The sequence below is a fragment of the Pseudopedobacter beijingensis genome (assembly GCF_042678145.1).
GTDB classification, from domain to species: Bacteria; Bacteroidota; Bacteroidia; order Sphingobacteriales; family Sphingobacteriaceae; genus Pseudopedobacter; species Pseudopedobacter beijingensis.
The window spans coordinates 115,437-139,120 of sequence record NZ_JBHUDG010000005.1; the positions used below are offsets into that span (position 1 = coordinate 115,437).

The following is a 23,684-nucleotide window of genomic DNA, read 5'->3' on the forward strand; positions in this document are numbered from 1 at the left end:
ATGTTTCTTAAAATGTAAAATCTATCCCTCCTGATAAGGTAAAACTTTGCGGATATGCAGAGTAATCCAGACGTGGTGTTAAAGCGCCATATCGTCCTACAGACACATCAGGATCATATCCTTTATATTTAGTCCAGGTATATAAGTTTTGAGCAGAAAGAGACAGTCTGCACCTTTTAACATTAATTTTATTTAAAAATTTAGCAGGTAAATTATATCCTAAAACCACCGTTTTCAACCTCAGATAAGAACCATCATTTATATGACGGGTATCCAGCTTATAACCATAAGGAGTTACCAAATTCTTTCCGTCAAATCTCATTCCTCCAATATCAGTATCGGTGTTAGTTGGCGTCCAAATGTCATTTAATGACTTTAACCCATTTCTACCCGAAAGATATATGTTTCCCATTTCAGACTGATTGCCATTTAATATATCAAAGTCATAAGCCCATTGTAATAAGAATTGAAAGTCAAATGATTTATAACGGAAATTATTATTCAGTCCTCCAATATGTTTCGGATGTGGATTTCCTATGATGGTTCTGTCATCCTGATTGATAACCCCATCTCCGTTCGTATCTTTGAACTTTACCATACCCGGGCGCATGACTACTTCATAAGAAGGAATACCCGGTTTCAACTGATAGCTTCCATCGCCTGCAACCGTAAAGTCATCTACCTGATAGATGCCATCAAATATAAGTCCGTACATCATGCCCACCGGCTGTCCTACCTGTGTAATATACTGATATTCGGTTTGCATAAACTGTGAAGAGTATGATGGATCCGTTAAAATAAAGTTCTGCCCACTATTTAATTTCAATGTTTTGGTCTTGTTAAAGGTCATATTGAAATTGGTAGTCCATCTGAAATTTCTGTTTCGGATGTTATGTGAAGTTAACGAAAACTCTACTCCTCTATTAGAAACCGACCCCACATTTTGTCTCACTCTGTCAAAACCTGTACTCAATGCCATATCTGCATTTAGCAACAGATCTCTTGTATTTTTCCTATAATAGTCTACTGTAATGTTAAATTTTTTCAGCAGTTCCAAATCCAACCCAAAGTTAGATTGTTCTGTCGTTTCCCAACGCAGATCAGGTACTGCCATATTACTCTGATAAGCTCCGGGAGAATAACTTTGCGTTTCTCCCAATACATAACCGCTTGACGAATTAATGGTAAATAAATTATAGGCATCAAAATCTCCGATACGATTATTTCCTGTTAATCCCCATCCTGCTCTTAATTTCATGTCTGTAATAGCATTAACTGACTTTAAAAAATCTTCCTGAGATACCCTCCATGCCAGAGCAAAAGAAGGGAAATACCCCCATCTGTTATTCTTGGCAAATTTTGAAGAACCGTCTGTCCTGAAGTTAATGGTTGCTAAATACCGACTGTCATAATTATAATTTATCCTTCCAAAAAAAGAAAGCAGAGCACTTTGCGAGTAACGGGACTGGGCTATAGTTGCTGTAGTTGCAATCCCCAAATTATAAATACCAAACTGGTCTGTAGGTAAATTTGTATTTCTTAGCTGCGAAAACTTAAAATCTCTGAATTGGGTTTCAAATCCACCAAGCACACCATAATCATGTTTCCCTTTTTTGTCTTTGAACCTTAAAATATTAGAACTTGAAAAAATATCCGTTCTTTCATTCTGTATTTGCCCGTTTATTCCCCTGTTGCTTCTGGCTGCTTCCTGAGTTTCCTTGTTATAAAATAATGTAGTCTCATACATGGAGGCTCTGTAATTCCCAGTCATGCTTAGCTCAAACTTTTTTAGAAATTTATAATTAAGCCCCAAAGTACCAGACAATAAATCATTCTTACGCTTACGCTCAATATTTTGCAAGGTTTTTACCGGGTCATAAAGATAGGGGTCCTCAGTCATAATCTCGTTCAGCATCTCTTCCTCTTCCGCTGGATTATAGTTCCAAGGCTGTACTGGTCTGAAAGATACCGCATCTCTTATTACACTTGTCCACTGGCTACCCGCTACTTGCAAACCTGTATTATTGATATTACTATATTCTACCTGTCCATTAAGCTCAAGATTATTAATAGGTTTATGGGTAATTTTTAAACGATTATTTATTTTTCTGAAACCTGTAGAAATAAGTGTACCTTCCTGATTCAGATAATTACCACTATAGAATAATGAGGTTTTTTGGTTTCCACCCTTTAATGAAATGCTATGATTGTTTGTCTGCGCTGTTCTGAAAATTTCATCCTGCCAATTAGTCCCTTTCACATCCCGATATAAATCAGAATCTATCCATCTTCTGGTAAACATATCTACATTAAACCCCGGTACATAACCATCATTTGCATAGGCTAATTTTTCCTGATATTGAACATATTCGTAAGGGGTCAGCACATCTAACCTGTTTGGTATTGTCTGAAACCATGTAGAAGAATTAATATTAATATCTGTTTTTCCATCTGTTCTTCCTCCTACCGTAGTAATAACCACTACACCATTAGCCCCTCTTGAACCATAAATAGCAGTTGCAGAGGCATCTTTTAAGATGTCAAAACTTTTAATATCACGTGTATTGATACTTGATGGATCGAAATCTTCAAGCGGAACCCCATCTACAACATATAAAGGTGAATTGTCTCCTGTAATGGAATTACCTCCTCTGATAACAATATTAAGAGCACTTCCCGGTGTACCATCATTAGACGTAACATCTACTCCGGCTACTCTTCCCGCCAAAGCCTGATCAAAGTTAGCAGTTGCAGTAACTGCCAGGTCTGCGGGATCTACTACAGATACCGCCCCTGTCAAATCTTCTTTTTTAACAACATCATAACCAATCACTACTACTTCTCCTAACTTAACATCATCCATAACAAGGACAACATTAATATTCTGTTGGTCTAATACTAGTTTTTCTATTGCTTTAAAACCTATATAAGAGAAAACCAGAATATCTGTTTGCTTAACATTTGTAAGAGTATAGCCTCCTTCATGATTAGTTACAGTTCCTGTTTGAGTTCCTTTTATGCTTATATTTACTCCCGGGAGGGGTTCTCCTTTAGAATCTACTACTTTTCCGGAAATGCTCTTCTGTGCAAAGGTTTCTATTGTTGACAGGAAAAGCAAGAATAATATCAATTTGATTAGTTTCATATTTTCTATTGCTTATTGCCGGTAAATACCGGATTCGTCTGTTTAATTTTTTATAATATCTGTACGTCTAAAATTGGATGAATCCCCCAATAGTCTACATTGGTCTGCCTCCTCTCCGTTATCTCGACCGCAGGGGAGAGATCTGTTAAATAGCAGCACTAAGTCAACAGATTTTTCCCACTTCACTCGAAACGATGACAAGATTTTTTGACTTTTGGGCACCCTTCTATATTAGTTTTGTTCCACTGCTTTATAATAAAAGTCTGATATAAAATATATCCCTCCTCTTCCCAATATTGGAGCTGCATTCAGTAAAGTCTGATCAAAATAAGACGCTACTTTAAAAGCTACCGTAAAATTCTTAGATATTTGAGCAGGAGAAATCTCATAGGTACACTGTACCCATTTATTGCTAAATGTATATCCTGGTCTTTTCTTTCCATCAGGATCTGCCCCTGTCTGATCTCCCGGATAAGGCGTACCGATAAACTCTGCACCCCATGGGGCACCGGTGGAATACGCACTACTCCCCACTGTAGTAGTACCGTCTGATCTTCTGCATTTCATATCCGCATTCACTTTTGTCCATGTACCATTTACCCAATTTCCATTGGCGTCTTGGATATTGCCCCCTGTATAATCTGTGGAGATATAAACTTCCAAATCTGTAGGGGTACGTCCATCATTCATATATCTAAGCCAGGATCCCTGATAGTAGTAAGTAAAAGAAAGATTATGTCCGTACTGAAAGGCTGTTAAATCCTGTGTCGAAGTAACCATCCACGCACTGAAAGGCTGTGTTGTCTGTGGATTAGGATTCTCATAAGTCTGGGTCTCAATTACAGTTTGTGCTGTATTTGTAGTCGGTCTCTCCGTAGGTGCATTAAGATACCTTCCTGCACTATTTCTTACTGCTCCAAAGATACCATAAGCATTACCTGCCTTATTTACCTGTACACCATATCCAGTTCCCCCCGTTGGAGATGCCCCAGATGTATACAAAGTAGGGTAAAAGAAATAAATAGTCTCCAGAGGCATTGTTTCCGGCACATCTGTGATTACAGTTGTCAACTTCCCCTCAAATACAGAAATCTCACCGCTGATATTGCTTATAACTTTTACAGTTGGGTTTAAACTTTCACGCCCCGAAAACGCATAATTCGGAGACAAGGAGATAGCACCAGTTTCCTTGTTTATAGAAAGCTTATCAGTATGATCTCCTAGTTCAAAGTAAACATCTGGATTTGAATTGGGTATCAATGGATCACTTGTTTTACTATTAGGATCTCCATATACCAGATTTTGATTTTTAGGTGTATAGATCAAGTTTGCTGGTAATAACGGTGCAATATGCAGATGAAAAGCATCATCAAAAACAGTCGAATATTTCACCCCTTCATTCTCCGTGTTCACCCTGATAGCAAAATAATAATCTCCTACAGGAAAATTATTACCTGCATTCACAGTAATAACCCCATTATTAGCTGAGTTAATAGCTTCTACAGACGTTATAAGTTGCCCGTTCTCGTCCACCACTCCCTCTACAGGTGTCACATTAATATTAACAGTTTTTATACCGCTTATACTCACATGTTGCAGATAAGAATTGTCCAGAATTGTTCCATCTTTTTTTCTTATACTCACCAGTTCAAACTCCGGTATAAGTCCCCCCGTTTGTACCGTAGGAGGTTTTGTTTTAATTCCTTCTCCCTCCCTTATATTAGTAGCACTAGCATACCTTAGGTCAGATGGTTTTTTAGTATTGTTTAAATCTTTAAGAGAATCCTTACAGGCCGTTATTGCCAAATAGCAAAAAAGCAGCAAAAGTAACTTTCTATTTTTCATAATTCAGCGGTTAAGTAAAATAATGTTGGTTTTTAGGTTTATAGCGACTATCAACTCTTACAAAGATGGAGAAACATCATCTGTTATGCAGGGGAATATTTGTCTTAATTAAGGGGGTATTTTGGATACACAATATTTTTATTCATTCACTTGTTTAATACAGAAAAGCACATTAAGGACGCATATATAGGAATTAAAATAGACATTCCACACCTTGCTTTTAGATAATTACCCCCCATTCCCAAAAACAAAAACGCCATACATTAGCAACAACAATCCTAGAGGCTATCATTTTAATCATTACACAATCTATATACAAACGATACAATTAAAATAATTTACAAATGAACATTGTTAAGTCGACCTTACTACTACTTTCTGTGCCTATCCTTTTTAGCTGCAAATCCCAGACAGATACTGCCCTAATATTAGAAAAAAGCGAAAAACAACTTACAGATTTACGTATACTTTCTATGAAAGAACAGAAAAACCCAAGAAGTACCCACGCAGATGGAAGCGTACGTTGGGTTGAATCACCATACGATTGGACAGAAGGATTTTTTCCCGGAACTTGTTGGATGCAATACGAAATAACCAAAAAAGAGCAATGGAAAGAAGCTGCCATTGCCATCCAAAACTTATACCTGCAACATAAAGATTTAACAACAGACCACGACCTTGGCTTTATCTTCAATAACTCTTTTGGTAAAGCTTACAAAATAACCGGTGAAGACTACTATAAACAAGTTTTAATTGATGCATCCAAATCTTTAATTACTCGTTTTAACAAAAATGTAGGCTGCCTTCAAAGCTGGGATGTAGTGGGTAATTGGCAAGCAGAAAGAGGTTGGAAATTCCCGGTTATCATAGACAATCTCATGAATCTGGAAATGTTATTTGAAGCAGCTGAATTGACCAATGATAATACCTATAAAGAAATTGCTATTCAGCATGCCAACACAACCATGAAAAATCACTTCAGGCCAGACGGAAGCTCTTACCATGTAGTAGACTATAACCCTGAAACCGGTGAAATTGCCCATCGTGTAACTGCTCAGGGTTTTGCAGATGAAAGTGCATGGGCCCGTGGACAATCCTGGGCTGTCTATGGATATACCATGTGTTACAGATACACAAAAGACAAGAAATATTTAGATTTTGCCGAGAAGATTGCCAATTTCATTTTAAATCATCCAAACTATCCTAAAGACGGTGTTCCTTACTGGGATTTTAATGCTTCTAAAATTCCTAACGAACCCAGAGATGCTTCATCCGCAGCTATTCTGGCTTCTGCCTTAATAGAATTAAGTGATTATACCGGGGGCAGATATTTACAAAATGCACAGCACATTTTAAATTCGCTGGCTTCTGACACTTATACAGCAAAACAAGGAGAGAATGGCAATTTCATTCTGAAACACAGTGTTGGCAGTATCCCTCACGGAAACGAAATAGACGTTCCGTTAAATTATGCTGATTACTATTATATAGAAGCATTAACTCGTTTAAAAGCGAAAGAACTGTAACAATCCTCAATAGAAAGAAACTATCTGATAATACAGATAATAACACACCAAAATTCCCATGAACTTATATTGATGTCATGGGAATTTTATTTATAAAATCAATGAATACCCGTTTCTAAACTAATACATTATAGGAATTATAAAAAGAGTTTAAATTAACCAGAAACCAAACCAGATAACATATTTTGTTAAATTTGGTCAATAACCGTTCAACTAATGAAAGCCTGTTTCTTTTTTTGTATTCTGCTTTTCCAGATGCTTTTGCAAGCAACATTTGCTCAACATTTAAACAGCATACCAGAAGATTTTAAGTTTCAACACTTTACATCAGCCAATGGTCTATCACAAAGATCAGTAATGGCTATTGTACAGGATAAAAAAGGATATCTATGGTTTGGTACACGAGACGGGCTCAATAAATTTGATGGAAACAAATTTATTATTTACAGACATGATTTAAACGATCCCAACAGTTTAAGCAACAATAATATTCACGCTATATACGAAGATTTCACTGGAAACCTTTGGGTGGGCACACAAAATGGTCTTAACAGATATAATCCTACTGAAGATAATTTTATTCGATATAAATCAGGAAACAACTCAAATGATCTAACAGGCAACATCATCTCCTATATAACCAACATAAATAAAGAAGTGATCTGGGTAGCTACAGAAAATGGAATTAGCGAAATCAATACGATAAACCAGAAGATAACCCATATTCAGAAAAACAAATCCCCTGATAACTCCTTAAGCGAAAACAAAGTTCGATACATTCTACCTACTAAAAATGGCAATATTTGGATATGCAATACAAGATATATTGATTATTACAATATAAAATCTAAAACCTTTCAAAGATTCGACTATCCCAAAAAGAACAGTACAAGCATTCATTTTAATGACTTGCCTACACTTTACATTGACCATAACAACACATTATGGTTAGGTTATGAAGGTGGACTTGCTGTTTACGACCATTCGTTAAAAAGATTTATTGACTTTGAATTCCGTCAGGAAAAAGCCATTACGACTGCTGTTAGAAGCATTAGCGAAGACCTTCACGGAAATTTATGGATTGGAAGTTACTCAGGTCTTTACATCTTAGGAGCCGATCAAGCAGATTTAAAACATATTATACATGACGAAAATAATCCTACCAGTTTAAGCCAAAACTCCATATATAAAATAATCAGAGACTCTAGAGGCGATATGTGGATTGGTACCTGGGCAGACGGATTAAATTATTATAACAGAGATAACGATGCTTTTAAACATATCTCTTTTGGTACAACCAATAACAAATTAAACTACCGCGTGATTAGTGGAATAACCGAGGACTCTAATGGAAATCTATGGATCGGTACAGAAGGAGGAGGACTTAATTTTCTCAATAGAACCACAAAAAAACTCACCTATTTCAAAAATATACCTGGCGATCCAAACAGCTTAAGTGCCAATAATGTGAAAGCCGTTATTATAGATAACAAAAAAAACATCTGGATTGGTATGCATGATGGCGGAGTAAACCTATTACGTCCCAACCAACAGCCTTATAAGTTTCATAAAATTGACTTCCCAAAAGAACATAACCTATCTTTAAAAAGCTATAAAGTTTTAACTTTATTTGAAGACACCCAAGGAAATATATGGATTGGTACACTAACCGGGGGATTAATTTTTTATAACACCCAAACCCAAACACTATCCAGAATAGATAAAGACATTCGTACAATAATGAGCATAGCTCAAACAGAGCACCCTGATATATTACTAATCGGAGGAGACAAAGGGCTCGAAACATTTAATATTAACACCCATAAGAGAAGTAAAATTTCTTTAAAAAACATCAATCAGGAAACCTCGGATATTTATGTAAACTGTTTATTTATTGACAATTTCAATAATTACTGGGTAGGCACCGAGGGTTTTGGTGTATATATCTACGACCCTAAAAGAAAAAAAGCAAAAGTTTATGGAATAAAAGACGGACTACCCAATGACATCATATATGGTATTTTATCAGATAACAATGGAAATATATGGGTAAGTACCAATAACGGAATCAGCAAGATTAATATAGAGTCTGGTTCCATAAAAAACTATAATCAATCTGATGGCTTACAGGGAAACGAATTTAATTATGGTTCTTTTTACAAAACAAAAAGCAAAGATTTATTTTTTGGAGGAACAAATGGACTAACTTATTTCAACCCCAATGACATTCGGAAAAACACATTTATCCCTACCATTGACATCAATAACATCGATGTTAATAACCTACCGTATTCCCGCATTACAAACTCAACTCCACAAATTATTTTAGAGTATAACGAGAACAATTTCAGCATAGATTTTACCTCCTTAAGCTATATGCATCCTGAAAAAAACGAGTTCGAGTACATGCTTGAAGGTAATGACAGAAAATGGAATAATGCAGGCGCTCAACGCAAAGCAGTTTACACCAATATTAAAGCAGGGAATTATATTTTTAGAGTAAAAGGCTCGAACAACGATGGTATATGGAGCCACAAAGAAGCTTCTTTAAATATTAAGGTCTTACCTGCCCCCTGGAGAAGTTGGTGGGCTTATACCATCTATGCTATAATTCTAGGTGGAGTAATTGTATACATCAGGCGGCTTATTCTTTTACGTATTAAAGAAAGAAAAGAGAAAGAAAAGTCAGAACAAATCAATCAACTTAAACTAAGGTTATTTACAGACATATCACATGACTTTCGTACTCCTTTAACCCTGATTATAGGCCCGCTTGAAAAGATGGTTGACGAGAAAATCGGAAATGAATATATACAGCAACAACACGACGTTATGCTTAGAAACGCTAAAATGCTGTTACAACTCATCAATCAGGTGCTTGATTTCAGAAAAAGTGAATCAAACGACCTTACACTTCAGGCCACACAGGAAAACATTATTCCTTTTATAAAAGATATAAAAAATTCATTTAACAGTCTTGCTGCTATCAAAAACATAGACTATCAACTTATTGTAGACAAAAACGAGATCTTAGTCTGGTTTGACCATATTAAATTAAAAAAAGTACTTTTTAATTTGTTATCCAATGCCTTTAAGTTTAGCAATGACAACAGTGAAGTCATTATAGAATTATCTACCATATCCAGGAAAACAGATACCGAAAATAATGATCTGTTAAAAATCAGTGTCACTAACTTTAGCGAAGTCATCCCCAAAAAAGACATTGATTTTATTTTTGATCAGTTCTATCAATTGGATAATGAGAAAAAAAACCTGGGATATGGTATTGGCTTATCCCTTTGCAAAAGATTAATAGAACTCCATCATGGAGAAATCTTTGTAGAAAGCTCTGCTGAAAAAGGAACAAGTTTTAATATTCTTCTTAAACTGGGTCAGGAACATATCAGTTCTGATGAACGTACTTCTACAACCCCTACTTTACAAGACGAACAGCTTTTTGTAGTCAACGAAAAAGCAGTTTCGACACCGTTAGTTGACCATGATATTCCAGAAAGTCAAAATATTTTGCAAAGCCTATTAATAGTGGAAGACAATATTGAACTTCAGGCATTTATTAAGAATATTTTCGACAAACGTTATAAAGTCTTTATAGCAGATAATGGGCAAACAGCTATTGAATTAACTCAACAAAACCCTATAGATCTTATCATCAGCGATATTCAGATGCCCATTATGAATGGTTTTGAACTATGTAAAAACATCAAAACAAACTTATTAACAAGCCATATCCCTATTATCCTTTTAACAGCCAAAACATCCACAACACATCAGGAAGAAGGATATTATACAGGAGCCGACGCCTATATAACCAAACCATTTAACGCAAAAATTCTCGAGTTAAGAGTTTCTAATTTATTGGAAACCCGAGCCGCTTTGATTAGGAAGTTTAAAAAGGATGCTATACTTGAACCTCAAAAACTGGCAGTAACTTCACCCGACGAAACCTTCTTAGAAAAAGCAATTTCAATTGTAGAAAAAAACATAGATAATCCTGATTTTAATGCCAGCATATTTGTCGATCAGATGAATATGAGCAGAACCGTAATCTACACTAAACTAAAGGCATTAACCGGTCAAAACATTTCGACATTTATTCGCACAATCAGATTAAAAAAAGCAGGGCAATTGATAAGCCAAACCAAAATGAATGTTTCTGAAATTGCCTATCAGGTTGGTTTTAACGATTTGAAGTATTTTAGGGAATGTTTTAAAGAGTTTTTTAAGATGACGCCTTCGGAGTATAAAAAACAAAATATAGAAAAAGGCGAATAGAAGACCCTATAAATAGACCAAAAACAAAAAAAGGCCAGCTTCTTATAAAGCTAACCTCTTTTAGCGGTCTGGACGGGACTCGAACCCGCGACCCTCCCGAAACCTCGGGATAATCTAACCAGCTGAACTACCAGATATATTTTCTAATCGACAGTCTTCCAGATGCTCGATAAAGAAATCTAATCTCTAATTGATTTAGATATAATACCCAGTAATCTCTCCTATTTAGTAAAGCCAGATAACAAAAAAGATTATCAAAGGAGTAAAAACATTTGGAGCGATTAAAGGGTTATAAACAAAAAAAGGCCAGCTTCTTATAAAGCTAACCTTTTGGCGGTCTGGACGGGACTCGAACCCGCGACCCCATGCGTGACAGGCATGTATTCTAACCAGCTGAACTACCAGACCTTCTAACCCCATCCTTGCGATTGGGAGTGCAAATATAAACATTTGTTTTTATCTGCAAACTTTTTTTACAAAACAGAAGATCCCTCTTTCAGCTTCTCTGCATTTTCTGCAAATTGCAGAGCATCCAGTATCTCCTGGATATCGCCATTCATAATAGCAGGAAGATTATACAACGTTAAACCTATTCTATGTTCTGTAACACGTCCTTGCGGATAATTATAAGTACGAATCTTAGCAGAACGATCTCCTGTAGATACCATCGTCTTACGTTTGCTCGCAATATCTTCGTTATGTTTAGCCAATTCACGCTCATATAGCTTACTACGAAGCATCTCCATCGCCCGCTCCCGGTTCCCCAATTGCGAACGCTCCACCTGACAAACCACAACAATACCTGTAGGTTTATGTGTAAGCTGAACCTTAGTTTCAACCTTATTTACATTCTGGCCTCCTGCACCTCCAGATCTGGATGTTTGCATCTCAATATCTGCCGGGTTAATTTCTACGTCTACCTCCTCTGCTTCTGGCAAAACCGCAACGGAAGCAGCCGATGTATGTACGCGTCCCTGAGTTTCAGTTTCCGGTACACGTTGTACACGGTGTACCCCTGATTCGTACTTTAAGGTACCGTAAACATCCTCTCCGTAAACTTTAAAAATAACTTCTTTATAGCCGCCATTGGTTCCTTCTGTAACCTCAAGGACCTCTGTTCTCCACCCCTTATCTTCACAGAAACGAGTATACATTCTATATAAGTCACCCGCAAATATAGCAGCCTCGTCACCTCCTGTCCCACCTCTGATCTCAATAATAGAGTCTTTCTCGTCACCCGGATCTTTTGGAATAAGCATCAAACGAATTTTAGCCTCCATATCTTCTTTTAATGGCACCAATTCATCCAATTCATCTTTAGCCATTTCCCTTAACTCCTGATCCTTCTCTATAGCTAAAATCTCTTTATTCGCATCTATATTGCTAACAACATTCTTATATTTAAAATATTCATCAACAATAAGACCTAAGTCTTTATATTCTTTATTTAACTGGGCAAAGCGTCTCATATCCTGAGTAGCTTCAGGATTTGACAATTCCCTTTCTACGTCATCCCGACGCAGTTTTATTGCTTCTAATTTATCTAACATCGTTTGAAAACAATTCGTTAAACAGCGATTTCTCTATATACTACGCTGTTATTTTTGTATTAAAGACCACAAAGTTAATTCTTTTTCACCTATTATTAATAAGTGGTTTTGATGCTTTTGAAATTTAATTACACCAACCCGATCCGGAGTTTTAATCTCCTGTAGTTCGAAAGTTCTGAAGTCGTAGCTGCAAAGCTTATGATCTGCTGTAAAGTAAATTTTACTTCCCTCTACACTAAACTCACGATCTACCGCGGCAACAGCCACTTTAAAATAGTTACCAAACCGATCAAAAATTCTTATACCGGCTCCTTTATCGTTTATAAAAACATATTCATCATTACTATCCAGATAAACAGCATTCATATCCAGTCCATTTCGCTGAAAAAGGCTTTTTGTATTGACAAGATCCGAGAAAGAATTACTCAGCTTTCTGAGCTCCCTATTCAGCTGGTCATAAATCCAGTAACCATTATTATTTGCTGAACAAACCAACGTAATCTGCGAATCAGAACGATTATTAAATGAATATTTAGATATTTCCGTCAGCTGATTACTGAGAACAACAATCTGCTGATACATAGGATAGTAAAGTACTACCCTTAACGGATCTTTAACATCCAATTGTTCAATATTCCCGAAAGTTGTATTACTGTAAACAGACTCCTTTTTACCACTTACATTGTATTTAATAAGGTCATTATCTTTATTTACAACGTAGACATTTCCTAATTGGTCTATTGCTGTTAAGTGGGCTTCTTCATGAATAACAGCCAAAGAAGTGTAATCCTGGGCTACAGCAGACAGTCCAAAACATATTAAAAAACAAGTCAGCAGTCTTTTCATCATGTCTATCAATAAGAACAACCGTTTAATCCTTTTTCCATTCCAGAAGTTCCAGGTCCTTACCATCAAACCGGGCATAGAAAGAATTGTTTACCCATTCGCCTAAATTAACATAGGTGGTTTGCTCAGACAATCTGATGAGAAACGGGTTATGTCTGTGTCCCATAATTAAAAAATCAAAGTCCCCGTGTTCATTTCTAATATCCCGATAAGTATTGTTTGCCCAATCTGATTCCGACCCCTCTGTAGGTACCCATAAATTTTGGTGACTTGCCAACCTACTCTTGCTACTCCAGTAATTAGCAATACCTATTCCTAAATTTGGATGTATCCGGGCAAATAACCACTGACAAAACTTACTCCTGAAAAACTTTTTCAGCATTTTATATTTCACATCACCAGCCCCCAGTCCATCACCATGATGAATAAAAAACCGCTTGCCATTTCTATCCAGAATTAATTCATCATCAATTACTGTTACATCAAACTCCTTTTTAAAATAATCGAAAACCCACATATCATGATTCCCTTTAAAAAAATAGATCTTGATTCCTGCATCACTCAGTTCCGCCAGTTTCCCTTGTAAGCGAATAAATCCTTTAGGAATTACTGCAGCATACTCAAACCAAAAATCAAATATATCTCCTACCAAAAATATTTCGGTCGCATCTTTTTTAACCTCATCAAGCCAGGATACAATTTGACGCTCACGTTTACGGCTCGACTGATAATTAGGCGCTCCTAAATGGAAGTCCGAAGCAAAATACAGTTTATGGTTCTCCAAAATATTACGTATAAACCGTAAAAATAAAATTTTTATTCCTTACTGGTGAAAGTGTACTCACATTACGTTGATTTATCGAGATGTACAGGAGACAGATTCGGGACAGACTCGAGACTACTTCGGGAATGCTTCGGAAAATCATACAGTTTCTTCGAGTGTTCTTCGACAATCCTTCGACAAAATGGCGTTTTCTTCGACACTTGTTCGACAAACCTTCGGCAACAACCGAAGACTACCCGAAAAACACTCGAAAAACACTCGAAGAAATATCGAACCAGTGTCCTGTCAATCTTCAATCTGTCTTCAACCTGTCTCCTGTTATTATGGAATAATTCCAGATACCCATTTGGCATTAAAACTGCAACATTTTAACCACAGTGGAAAGATTTGTTTGATGCTAAAATTGGATTAGACACTATACTAAAAATCTCATTTTAAACCTGTTGCAGTACGTACCTCAACGAACCGTAGCTACACAAAAGAGGATATCCGAAAAATCTTAAACCACCACATTTTGTCATTTCGAAAATAGGAGGAATCTCACTGTAACATGTTCTTATAAAGATTTCTCCCGTTGATCGAAATGAACAAAACAATTTTAAGCCCCCCTCCTATCTCCGATATCTACTTCCTCTTCACCCTCAATTTATTAAAATTAACGACTTGGGCGCTCTGGTCTGGAAGAAGGCGCAGAAGATCTGCCGCTTCCTCTTTCTGCACCAGAATTTCTATTTACAGAAGGTGCTTCTACAGGTCGTTCCATACGCTGAGGGACTTGTTGAGTCCGCTCTTCTCTTTGTGGCCTCTCCATCGGCTGCCTCACAGGCTGACGCTCTACAGCAGGTCGTTCTGACCTTAATCTATCTACACTTTGCGGACGGGCTTCCCTATTTACTTCTCTATCTCTCCCTACCGTATTTTCATTTCTGGAAGGTCGTTCAGCAGTATATGGTCTTTCTTCTCTGGATGTACTCGTTCTGTTTCCAGCATCATTTCTGTCTGGTCTTCCTCCTCTATCGCCAATTACAGTTCTTTCTCTTTCTACAGGTTGAGATCTTTCGGTACGATTAATCCCATCTTCATTTCTGGATGGTCTGGTAGCACTGGTATTTCTGTTATCCGTTCTGCCTTCATCTCTGGAAACCGCAACCCTGCTTGGTCTGGCATCTGTTGACCGATCTATCTCGGGACGATACACCCTTACTGCATTTCTTTCCACAATGGCCGATCCCGGACGGGCAACATCTTCTATACGATGAACCCTAACATTACGATCTGCATTTTGTCTGACATCTCTCACACTCGGACCACTAACATATCTTACATTATTATTCACATAAACATTGTTAATAATGGTTGTGTGGTTAATAATAGTCACGTTATGAGACGGTCGCCAATAGGGAGTATAACTATTATAGTAAATATAACGTTGAGGGATAAACACCCAATAAAAATCCGGATAATACCTTCTTCCTACGTTAATATTAATACTCAGCATAGGTCCCATTGGTGCCCAACCATAATATCCACCTCCAGATCTCCAATCTACCCATGCAGGCCCCCATTCATTTCCCGGTACCCACAACCAACCATCATAGCTATCGTAAAACCAACGTCCGTAATGAAATGGTGCCCAACCCCAACTATAATCAGACACCCAGGTATTGCCATACTGGGTCATCACCCAACGTCCGTTTGTATAATACGGTCTAAAGTCAGCACCAACATTTGGTCTCCATACATAACCGTAATCCCGATTGTTTACCCAATCACCATGATAAGACAGTTCATCGTAAAACACCTGAAAAGAAACATTACGACCCTGAGCCTGTACTTTTACTGTTGTTATTAAAGCAAAAAACGCCAATACAACACCTGCTTTCAAAAACATTTTTCCTAACGCTGACATGTTTAAATCTCCTTTCATTTACCCGGAGTCCCTGTTAGAGGATTCTTTTGTCTTAAACGCCGAAGGTAACAGTAATATTACTATCCGATAAGCCCAAATCTTTAACTGCAGGCATCCCTTTTTAATTAAATAAATCAAAAAACCTATTAAAAGTCGTATTCTGACGCCCTTTTACTTATAGACTGTAAAAATCATCAAAAGTAACATGCCTTTTTATTTTTTTGTTGATTCATATAAAATTCAAATTCCCGTTATTTGCAGAATGACTAAGGGAACGCTATATCTTATTCCGGTGGTGATGGCCGAAAATGCCAGCCATAAATCTTTAACTCCTTATCTGGTTGATACCATCAATATGATTGATGAATATATCGTAGAAAATGAAAAAACTGCCAGAAGATGCCTGAAAGAGGCAGGTCTTAAACTCCCTCAAAATTCACTCATTATTCACGATTATGGTAAACATGAACGCAATAAAGGATTAAATCGCTTTTTCAAAGGACTGGAGGCCGGAAAAGATGTAGGCTTGATGAGTGAAGCTGGTTGCCCTGGAATTGCAGATCCGGGAGCCGAAATTATTGCTGAAGCACATAAACGGAACATCAAAGTAGTGCCTTTGGTGGGTCCCAGTTCTATTTTACTGGCTATGATGGCCGCTGGTTTTAATGGGCAAAGTTTTGCTTTTGTGGGTTACTTACCCATAGATAAAAACGGACGGGCCAAACGTATTAAGGATCTGGAGTCTTTATCTGAACGTTTAAACCAAACACAAATTTTTATTGAAACCCCTTTCAGAAATAACCCTCTGCTGGACGATTTATTAAGAAACTGCAAAAAAGAAACCCGACTGTGTATTGCATGTAACTTAACTGCTGAGGATGAAATGATTAAAACCCTGACTATTGAAGAATGGCAATCCAGAAAGATTAACCTGCACAAGAAACCAACCATATTTTTAATTCACCGTAACAAATGAGTATCCCCTCTTCGTCTTCTGTCCTGATTACTGATATCAATTATGCATCATTGGTTTTGGGTGCTTATCTGGCGCAAAACGGTATTTCTGTATTTATGATTGATAATGGAGAGAGTATACCGGATAATACTATATTTTCTTTTGACAGCTATGCTCTACAATTTTTAAAAGAGGCTGGTTTTCAACATCAGCAAAGTTTTAATGATATTTTTTCTGAAAGCAAGAACATCATTACCAGGAATCTTTGTAATATTTCATGGCAAACTCAACTATCCACTAAGCAGCAAAAGGGACTGTTATGGGATATTTCTTTAATAGTAAACGGGAGCAGTATTAAACATGAAAGCAAGACGGTTATTAACGGCAAAGAACTACTGATTGCAGACAATGAAAATCTTACCATCAAAAATGTTGCTATTCTGTCCTGGAAACTGGAAGGGATTTTAAACAACTATATCCATTCTGATATTTTAATGAATCAGAAGGACGAAGAGGCTCTTTTAAAAGCTTATTTGCTAAAAGACGATTCTTTATCTTCTAAATTGAGAAACTTGTTTTCTAAACCTAAACCGTCGGATATTAATCTTAGAGAAAGTAAAACAAATCTGCACCTTAGTCAGGACAGAACTATTGAAGCCGGTGACCTGATTCCTAATCTGGACATCTATGATGAAAAAACCAAATCAATGACTTCTTTTGATTCATGGTTTGTTCCTGGCAGTTTGTACCTGATTATTTTAGGTACTACATCGCAACAAAACTTGTTTAATATTGCTAAATGGATTAAAACAAACTTCCCTATTCGCTTATTCTACATCCCCTATAGTGAGAGAAATGACCATATATTCAGGTTTTTTAAAGTTGTTGATGGAGAAAAGAAAACTATTATAATTAGACCGGACAGATTTATTGGACTCATTCTCGACAGAATAGATCTGGAAGTACTGGATAATTACCTTTGTAATTTTTTGTTCTTTAAAACTAAAAATGGGATGAATATGCCCAGAAAATTTTATACATCAACAAGCTCAGCAGAGATATTACTTGAAGAAGGATCAAAACCCTGATTTTTTGAGCACCTGCTGTCTGTGAAGAGAGGGGGTGTAATTCTGAAAACAGCAGCCTTTACCCCCTCTCCCTGAGAATCAATATGAATAACGTTGCTATTAGAGATTACTTCACCTCGTTTGCAATGAGGCTGTTATTACGAACGGAATGAGGCAATATTTTAGCAGTAAATTTTTTTACCTTAATCAGTAAGGAAAGGCGTTGACTCAGTTTACCCTGAGCCGGACAAAGACCCGGATTATGATATATCCATCGTCTTAAATTTAACCATGAATAGTTTCTTTCTTACCATAATTCTGTATTACTTTTCCTTCGTAATCCAGCCACTCTTTCCATCGTTGGTCCACATCTACCCCTTCACCATATTTTCTGGCCAAACCAATAAAAAGCGTATAATGGTTAGCTTCTGATATCATCAATTCATGATAAAACTCGGAAAGCTCTTTGTCTTCCACATTTTCGGAAAGCACCTTAAATCGTTCGCAGCTTCTGGCCTCTATCATCGCAGCAAACAACAGTCTGTCTACTAAACTTTCTGTTTTTCTGGCCTGTCCTCCCCCCTTTTTAAGAAACTTAACCAGTTCATTTACATAATCGTCTTTACGTTCTCTGCCGAGGGTATATCCCCGTTGTAAAATAATATCATGAACTCTTTTAAAATGGTCCATCTCTTCTTGTACAAGCAAAGACATTTCCTGTACCAGATCAGAAAGTTCAGGGTTCTGTACAATCAGCGTAATGGCATTAGAAGCTGCCTTCTGTTCGCAAAAAGCATGATCGGTTAATAACTCTTCTATATTACTTTCTACCACGTTTTTAACCCAGAACGGATCTGTTGGTAACTGCAATTTAAACATCGTTTTTTCGCTCATATCTTTAACTCAACTATATAAACCTTTACTATCTATAAAATCAAAAACTTTATCGGGAATAAAAAACCTGATGTCTTTTTTATCGTGTACCGCTTTCCTGATAAATGTTGACGACAGCTCCATCAATGGCGTATCTGTTAAAGTTACTGATGAATGCGTTGCCAGTTCACTCCCTTCATAGCCGGGACGCGGATATACATAAATCTCGTAATCTCTCAAAATCAGCTCGTAATTTTTCCACTTATGCAAGGTCTTTAAATTATCGCTACCCATAATCAAAACAAAGTCATGTTCCGGATAAAGATCCTTTAAATGGGTTAATGTATCTATAGTATAGGAGGGTTGCGGCAAACGTAGTTCTACATCACTTACCTCTATATTTTCTGCCTTCTCTATTCCCAACCTCACCATTTCTAACCTATCGTAAACATGTATAAGGTCTTTTTTTTCTTTTAAAGGATTATGTGGCGATACTACAAACCATACTTTATCCAAGGAAGTGTGATTTGCCATATAATTGGCAATAATCAGATGTCCTGTATGTATAGGATTAAAAGATCCAAAAAACAAACCTATTTTCATTATTTTGTTTATTCGTAAATAAGTCTTTAATTACTTGACCACGTACAGACTATTGACCATTAATGGGCATGCAAACTCCAGACATCGGTCTTCCGACTTTATCCAATAAAATTTAACAACAAATCTTCCGCTTCTTTACAGGCAACTTCCAAATCAAAGTTTTTCAACTGTACATCAAACTTTGGCGAGTAAGCCAGCTCTTTCTCTGCTTTGGCAAAACGTTCTTTTAATTTCTCTTCAGAGTCTGTCCCCCTGCCAGATAAACGTTGTTTTAATACTTCCAAAGATGGCGGCTGTACAAATATAGCTAAGGCATTTTCTTCGTATTTCTTTTTCAATCTCAATCCGCCTTCTACATCAATATCAAAGATCACATGTTTACCTTCGTCCCAAATTCGCTGTATTTCGCTTTTTAAAGTCCCGTAAAATGTTCCGGCATACACTTCTTCAAATTCAATAAATTCGTGTTTGGCTACCTTATGCAAAAAATCTTCGTTACTGATAAAGTAGTAATCTTTACCATCTACTTCTTCTCCTCTTGCACTTCTGGTTGTTGCCGAAATTGAAAATGCTATTTTTTCCGGATACTTATTTAACAGATGGTGTACTATGGTGGTTTTGCCGGCTCCGGATGGTGCCGAAAATATAATTAATTTGCCTTGTTTCATTTTTAAGCTAAAGGCTTAAAGCTAAATGCTTAAAGCTTTTGGCCTTAAGCTTTCTGCTCTAAGCATATTTACAATACATTCAACAACTGCTCTTTTATTTTTTCCAGTTCTTCTTTCATTCCCACTACCAGTTTCTGGATATTGGCGTCATTAGCCTTAGATCCCATGGTATTTACCTCTCTGCCTATCTCCTGCGAAATAAAACCTAATTTTTTACCTCCTGCGTCTTTTTGTTCCAGTGTTTGTATAAAATAGTTGCAGTGCGTTCTTAAACGGACTTTCTCTTCCGTAATATCAAATTTATCTACAAAATAGATCAACTCTTGTTCTAACCTGTTATAATCAACAACTTCTTTACCTACCGCATCTTTAAGGTAGTTATCTAATCGCTCTCTAAAAACAGGCACTCTCTTGGGCTCATGAACTTCCACTTCTGCAAGATAGGACAGGATATTTTGAATTCTCAGGGTCAAATCTTTCTCTAACTCTTTTCCTTCACTCGCTCTAAAATCTTGAAAGTTTTGTACAGCTTGATAAAATACATCTAATACTGCTTTCCATTCTTCTTCAGAAATAGATGCTTCGTCAAATTTAATAACCTCTGGCAGCCCCAATGTAAGTCCTAGTAAGTTATTGGCATTTTCTCCTAAATCGGTGGCTGTTTGTTTCAGTTCTTTATAATAAAATTTCAGTAACTCATGATTGATGGCTCCAGATTTAGCCTCAACGCTATTATTTTCATTGATTATAGATACAGTGGCTTTACCGCGCTCAATTAATCTGTTACACTCGTTACGTAAGAAAAATTCTTTTTCCGAATATGCTTTGGGAAGCTTAAGATTTAGCTCCAGAAATTTACTGTTCAGGGACTTAATTTCTACGGTGTATTTGCCGCCTGCTATATCTGTAGATGCGACTCCGTAGCCTGTCATTGATTTTATCATTTACAAAGATAAAAATAAGCGGCAAGTATTTAATAGTAAGTAAAAAGATTGAAGAGCAGCCTTACCTGATAGTATAAAGGAGAAAACCTGAATGAGAATTGGTAGGATAGATAGAAATCAGCGCCCTAAAGTTAAGGTACCACAATAGCTAGAGATGGTCTTAAGAAAAAGCATCTTTCGTTCATCTTTCGTTAAGAGAAGCTTTAGAGTATAGCCTTCTATCCTGAATTCGATTAATAACAAACTGAAAATGGGTGTTCTTCATGCTTGTATTATAAAGATTACTTCGCAGGCTCGTAATGAACGAAAAATAAGAGTGTCTTTGCGAGAGCCTGTTCCGCTTTATCGGAAAGAAACAACGAAGCAATCTCATTCAAGACCATTCAAACAACACAATAATAATCGAATTGAGGTTTCTAATAATTGGCCAGGTACTCCCGAATAGCCTGATGATATACCAATTTACCTTTAGGTGTACGATAGGCTACTTCTGCTTTCTTATGTACATCGGCAATAATAGCTTTCGCATAAGCTACTGCTTCTTTAAATCTATTGCGTTTATCTTTTTGATGACTGCTGGGCACCACTTTGCTCATATCCGGTATTTTACTCACCACAGTCCCATAATTATAAGTCTTTAAAACTAACTGGTCACAAATTTTACCGCTCATGCCTTGCATGATTACATTTCTTTTCACTTTTGCCATGATTAAAACTTAAGGTTTACATAGGTTAATACCCGAAGCATAAAAATGTAACCCAAAGACAACCAGCAAAATAAACCAGTAAACTTTCAAAAAAGCATAGGAATACATCAAGATTACAAATCGCTGACACCATGCTCTACACAGGAAGGCTCTATTTGTTAAAACATCTTAAATTTTAGAACTTTTACAGGATATACGCTAATTTAGTTTATAATTGATATCGGAACCGATGAAAAAGTTATTTCTATCTTTTGTTTTACTGGTCTTCGCCTCGCTGGCTTTCGCGCAGAATACTTTCGAAGTAAAGGGAATTATTTTCAATCAGAGTAAACAAAGGGTAGAAGGTGTTAATATAGAAAACCAAAGAAACGGTAGGTTGGCAACTTCCGATCAATGGGGTACTTTCTCTATTGAGGTTGCCGTAGGAGACTCTCTTTTCTTTAAAAAAAGTGGTTTTCAGGATGCCGCCAAGTTTATTGCTACTCAACAGAATCTGGTAATTTATCTCAATCAGGGTATTACACTAAACGAGGTTATTGTTAAAGAAAAGAGCAAAGCAGCCGAACAAAAAGATGCCTTGAATGATTACAGAGCAAAAGGAATATATTTTAATGGGAGTCCGCCCCTATTGTTTTCTCTATTCCACCCCTTAACAGCCATACACGAATTGGTGAGTAAAGATGCAGCAAATGCAAAGCGTTTCAGCAGTTATATATCCAGAGAGAATGCACAAACCGCAGTTGACATTAAATTTAACAAACGACTGATTTTAGAACATACCCCCATAAAAGAAGAAAATGTTGCGGAATTTATGTACTACTACCGACCAACTTTAGATCTTGTCAAAAAATGGAATCAATACGATAACATTCGTTACATACAGGATTCTTATAAAAAGTTTGTGCAGGAGAAAAGCGAAAGGGACAGTTTGGAGGAAATTAAGTAGGGTTGGAATGGTGAGTTTTAAATTTTAATATTGAATGAATAGGGAATGGAAAGTTATTGTTATTGGGATTCTAAACTTCATGATTAGAGCACATCTTATCCAACACTTCTACCAAATCAACACCTCCTTACTTTTCAATAGAGGGGTCTGCCGGAATAAAATAAAAGTCTGTTTATAAAGGCTTCGATTAAATTTGCCTTGAGTCTGATAAAAGGGATACAACCCGATAGATATACTAAAGCCTAAATGCCCAACATTTCACAGGTTTTTTCAGCAGCTAGTTTTTCAGCATTTTTTTTATTGTAGTCGACCCCACTTGCCATAGTTTCTCCATCTATTACAATCTGGATGGTAAACAATTTATCGCTCTCTCCCTCCTGATTAGGAATCAGGCTGAATAAAATCTCTTTAGACTGGCGCTGACACCATTCTATCAATCGGCTTTTAAAATTTGTTTCGGTATTTTCCAGTGTATGGATATCCACATGTGCGGCAAGGATACGATTGGTTATAAAACCTTTGGTAAAATTATAACCTTTATCCAGATAAACAGCCCCTATTAAGGCTTCAAAAGCATCGCCCAGTAAAGAGCTTTGTTTAGATGTAATGTTTACACTGGTAGAATCGAACTCTATAAGTTCACTAAATCCCAGTTTCTTGGCTAACTGATTTAAATTAGCTCTGCTTACAATCTTGGATCGCATTTCTGTTAAAAAGCCCTCGTCTTTATAAGGGTACATTTTAAACAGAACTTCTGCAACTACTGCTCCCAATACGGCATCGCCCAAAAACTCCAACCTTTCGTTGCTATTTTTGACTCCTTTTTTTAAACCAGTAGCAATAGATTTATGCCTGAAAGCCATTCTGTATAAAGAAAGGTTTCCAGGCACAAATCCTATTAAATTCCTTAGGACCTTAACGTACTTACGGTCCGGAGAAAAATATAGCTTATAGAATTTTGGCAAAAGCATACAATAACAAACGTAATTACAATACTATAAAAGTTTTATAAAACGCAGGTAA

17 protein-coding genes and 2 tRNA genes are annotated in these 23,684 nt (G+C 36.7%); 5 read left to right on the forward strand and 14 right to left on the reverse strand.

Features of this window, described 5'->3' with window-relative positions; translation table 11 throughout:
- Positions 1-7: 7 nt before the first annotated feature.
- Together ACFSAH_RS06775 and ACFSAH_RS06780 are read right to left on the reverse strand one after the other, a co-directional pair.
- Positions 8-3,145 (reverse strand): SusC/RagA family TonB-linked outer membrane protein, encoded by a 3,138-nt coding sequence (locus ACFSAH_RS06775; protein ID WP_379661953.1) that lies wholly within the window; start codon positions 3,143-3,145, stop codon positions 8-10.
- Positions 3,146-3,376: 231 nt separating this feature from the next.
- Positions 3,377-4,990, reverse strand: coding sequence for a hypothetical protein (locus ACFSAH_RS06780; protein WP_379661954.1), 1,614 nt, complete (start codon positions 4,988-4,990; stop codon positions 3,377-3,379).
- A gap of 344 nt (positions 4,991-5,334) precedes the next feature.
- Here ACFSAH_RS06780 and ACFSAH_RS06785 point away from each other — a divergent pair, with 344 nt between their 5' ends.
- Positions 5,335-6,516 carry a glycoside hydrolase family 88 protein gene (locus tag ACFSAH_RS06785; protein ID WP_379661955.1) on the forward strand — a complete coding sequence of 394 codons (1,182 nt, stop codon included), beginning with the start codon at positions 5,335-5,337 and terminating at the stop codon, positions 6,514-6,516.
- 255 nt (positions 6,517-6,771) lie between these two features.
- Entirely contained in the window at positions 6,772-10,809 is a 4,038-nt protein-coding gene (locus ACFSAH_RS06790) for a hybrid sensor histidine kinase/response regulator transcription factor (protein WP_379661956.1), read from the forward strand.
- Positions 10,810-10,873: 64 nt separating this feature from the next.
- Here ACFSAH_RS06790 and ACFSAH_RS06795 read toward each other — a convergent pair.
- From ACFSAH_RS06795 to ACFSAH_RS06820, 6 genes are all read right to left on the reverse strand, one after another.
- Positions 10,874-10,944, reverse strand: a tRNA-OTHER gene (locus ACFSAH_RS06795).
- A 196-nt stretch (positions 10,945-11,140) separates the two neighbouring features.
- Positions 11,141-11,217: transfer RNA gene (locus tag ACFSAH_RS06800), tRNA-Asp, on the reverse strand.
- A gap of 65 nt (positions 11,218-11,282) precedes the next feature.
- Positions 11,283-12,359: a peptide chain release factor 1 gene (gene prfA, locus ACFSAH_RS06805; protein ID WP_379661957.1), complete on the reverse strand. Its 1,077-nt coding sequence runs from the start codon at positions 12,357-12,359 to the stop codon at positions 11,283-11,285.
- A 48-nt stretch (positions 12,360-12,407) separates the two neighbouring features.
- On the reverse strand, positions 12,408-13,208 hold the full coding sequence (locus ACFSAH_RS06810; protein WP_379661958.1) for a hypothetical protein: 801 nt from the start codon (positions 13,206-13,208) through the stop codon (positions 12,408-12,410).
- Between the two features lie 22 nt (positions 13,209-13,230).
- Positions 13,231-13,989, reverse strand: coding sequence for a UDP-2,3-diacylglucosamine diphosphatase (locus tag ACFSAH_RS06815; protein ID WP_379661959.1), 759 nt, complete (start codon positions 13,987-13,989; stop codon positions 13,231-13,233).
- A gap of 655 nt (positions 13,990-14,644) precedes the next feature.
- Complete coding sequence (locus ACFSAH_RS06820) at positions 14,645-15,898, reverse strand: DUF6600 domain-containing protein (RefSeq protein ID WP_379661960.1); 1,254 nt, start codon at positions 15,896-15,898, stop codon at positions 14,645-14,647.
- Positions 15,899-16,160: 262 nt separating this feature from the next.
- On the opposite strand from ACFSAH_RS06820, the gene ACFSAH_RS06825 reads away from it, so the two are divergent.
- Entirely contained in the window at positions 16,161-16,874 is a 714-nt protein-coding gene (locus tag ACFSAH_RS06825) for an SAM-dependent methyltransferase (RefSeq protein WP_379662059.1), read from the forward strand.
- Positions 16,871-17,941 carry a hypothetical protein gene (locus ACFSAH_RS06830; RefSeq protein ID WP_379661961.1) on the forward strand — a complete coding sequence of 357 codons (1,071 nt, stop codon included), beginning with the start codon at positions 16,871-16,873 and terminating at the stop codon, positions 17,939-17,941. Before ACFSAH_RS06825 ends, ACFSAH_RS06830 begins: the two co-directional genes overlap by 4 nt.
- A gap of 264 nt (positions 17,942-18,205) precedes the next feature.
- On the opposite strand, the gene ACFSAH_RS06835 is transcribed toward ACFSAH_RS06830, so the two are convergent.
- From ACFSAH_RS06835 to ACFSAH_RS06855, 5 genes are all read right to left on the reverse strand, one after another.
- Positions 18,206-18,814 carry a MiaE family protein gene (locus ACFSAH_RS06835; RefSeq protein WP_379661962.1) on the reverse strand — a complete coding sequence of 203 codons (609 nt, stop codon included), beginning with the start codon at positions 18,812-18,814 and terminating at the stop codon, positions 18,206-18,208.
- Positions 18,815-18,823: 9 nt separating this feature from the next.
- A complete protein-coding gene (gene nadD / locus ACFSAH_RS06840; protein WP_379661963.1) occupies positions 18,824-19,396 on the reverse strand; it encodes a nicotinate (nicotinamide) nucleotide adenylyltransferase in 573 nt (190 codons plus the stop codon).
- Positions 19,397-19,494: 98 nt separating this feature from the next.
- Positions 19,495-20,064 carry a guanylate kinase gene (gmk, locus tag ACFSAH_RS06845; protein WP_379661964.1) on the reverse strand — a complete coding sequence of 190 codons (570 nt, stop codon included), beginning with the start codon at positions 20,062-20,064 and terminating at the stop codon, positions 19,495-19,497.
- Between the two features lie 68 nt (positions 20,065-20,132).
- Positions 20,133-21,008, reverse strand: a complete 876-nt coding sequence (locus ACFSAH_RS06850; RefSeq protein ID WP_379661965.1) for a YicC/YloC family endoribonuclease — start codon at positions 21,006-21,008, stop codon at positions 20,133-20,135.
- A gap of 416 nt (positions 21,009-21,424) precedes the next feature.
- Positions 21,425-21,715: a hypothetical protein gene (locus ACFSAH_RS06855; protein ID WP_379661966.1), complete on the reverse strand. Its 291-nt coding sequence runs from the start codon at positions 21,713-21,715 to the stop codon at positions 21,425-21,427.
- 229 nt (positions 21,716-21,944) lie between these two features.
- Here ACFSAH_RS06855 and ACFSAH_RS06860 point away from each other — a divergent pair, with 229 nt between their 5' ends.
- The gene (locus ACFSAH_RS06860) at positions 21,945-22,661 is read left to right on the forward strand and encodes a hypothetical protein (protein ID WP_379661967.1); all 717 of its coding nucleotides are present in this window, start codon (positions 21,945-21,947) and stop codon (positions 22,659-22,661) included.
- Between the two features lie 242 nt (positions 22,662-22,903).
- Here the strand turns inward: ACFSAH_RS06860 and rnc are convergent, their stop codons facing one another.
- Complete coding sequence (gene rnc / locus ACFSAH_RS06865) at positions 22,904-23,632, reverse strand: ribonuclease III (RefSeq protein WP_379661968.1); 729 nt, start codon at positions 23,630-23,632, stop codon at positions 22,904-22,906.
- Positions 23,633-23,684: the final 52 nt, after the last annotated feature.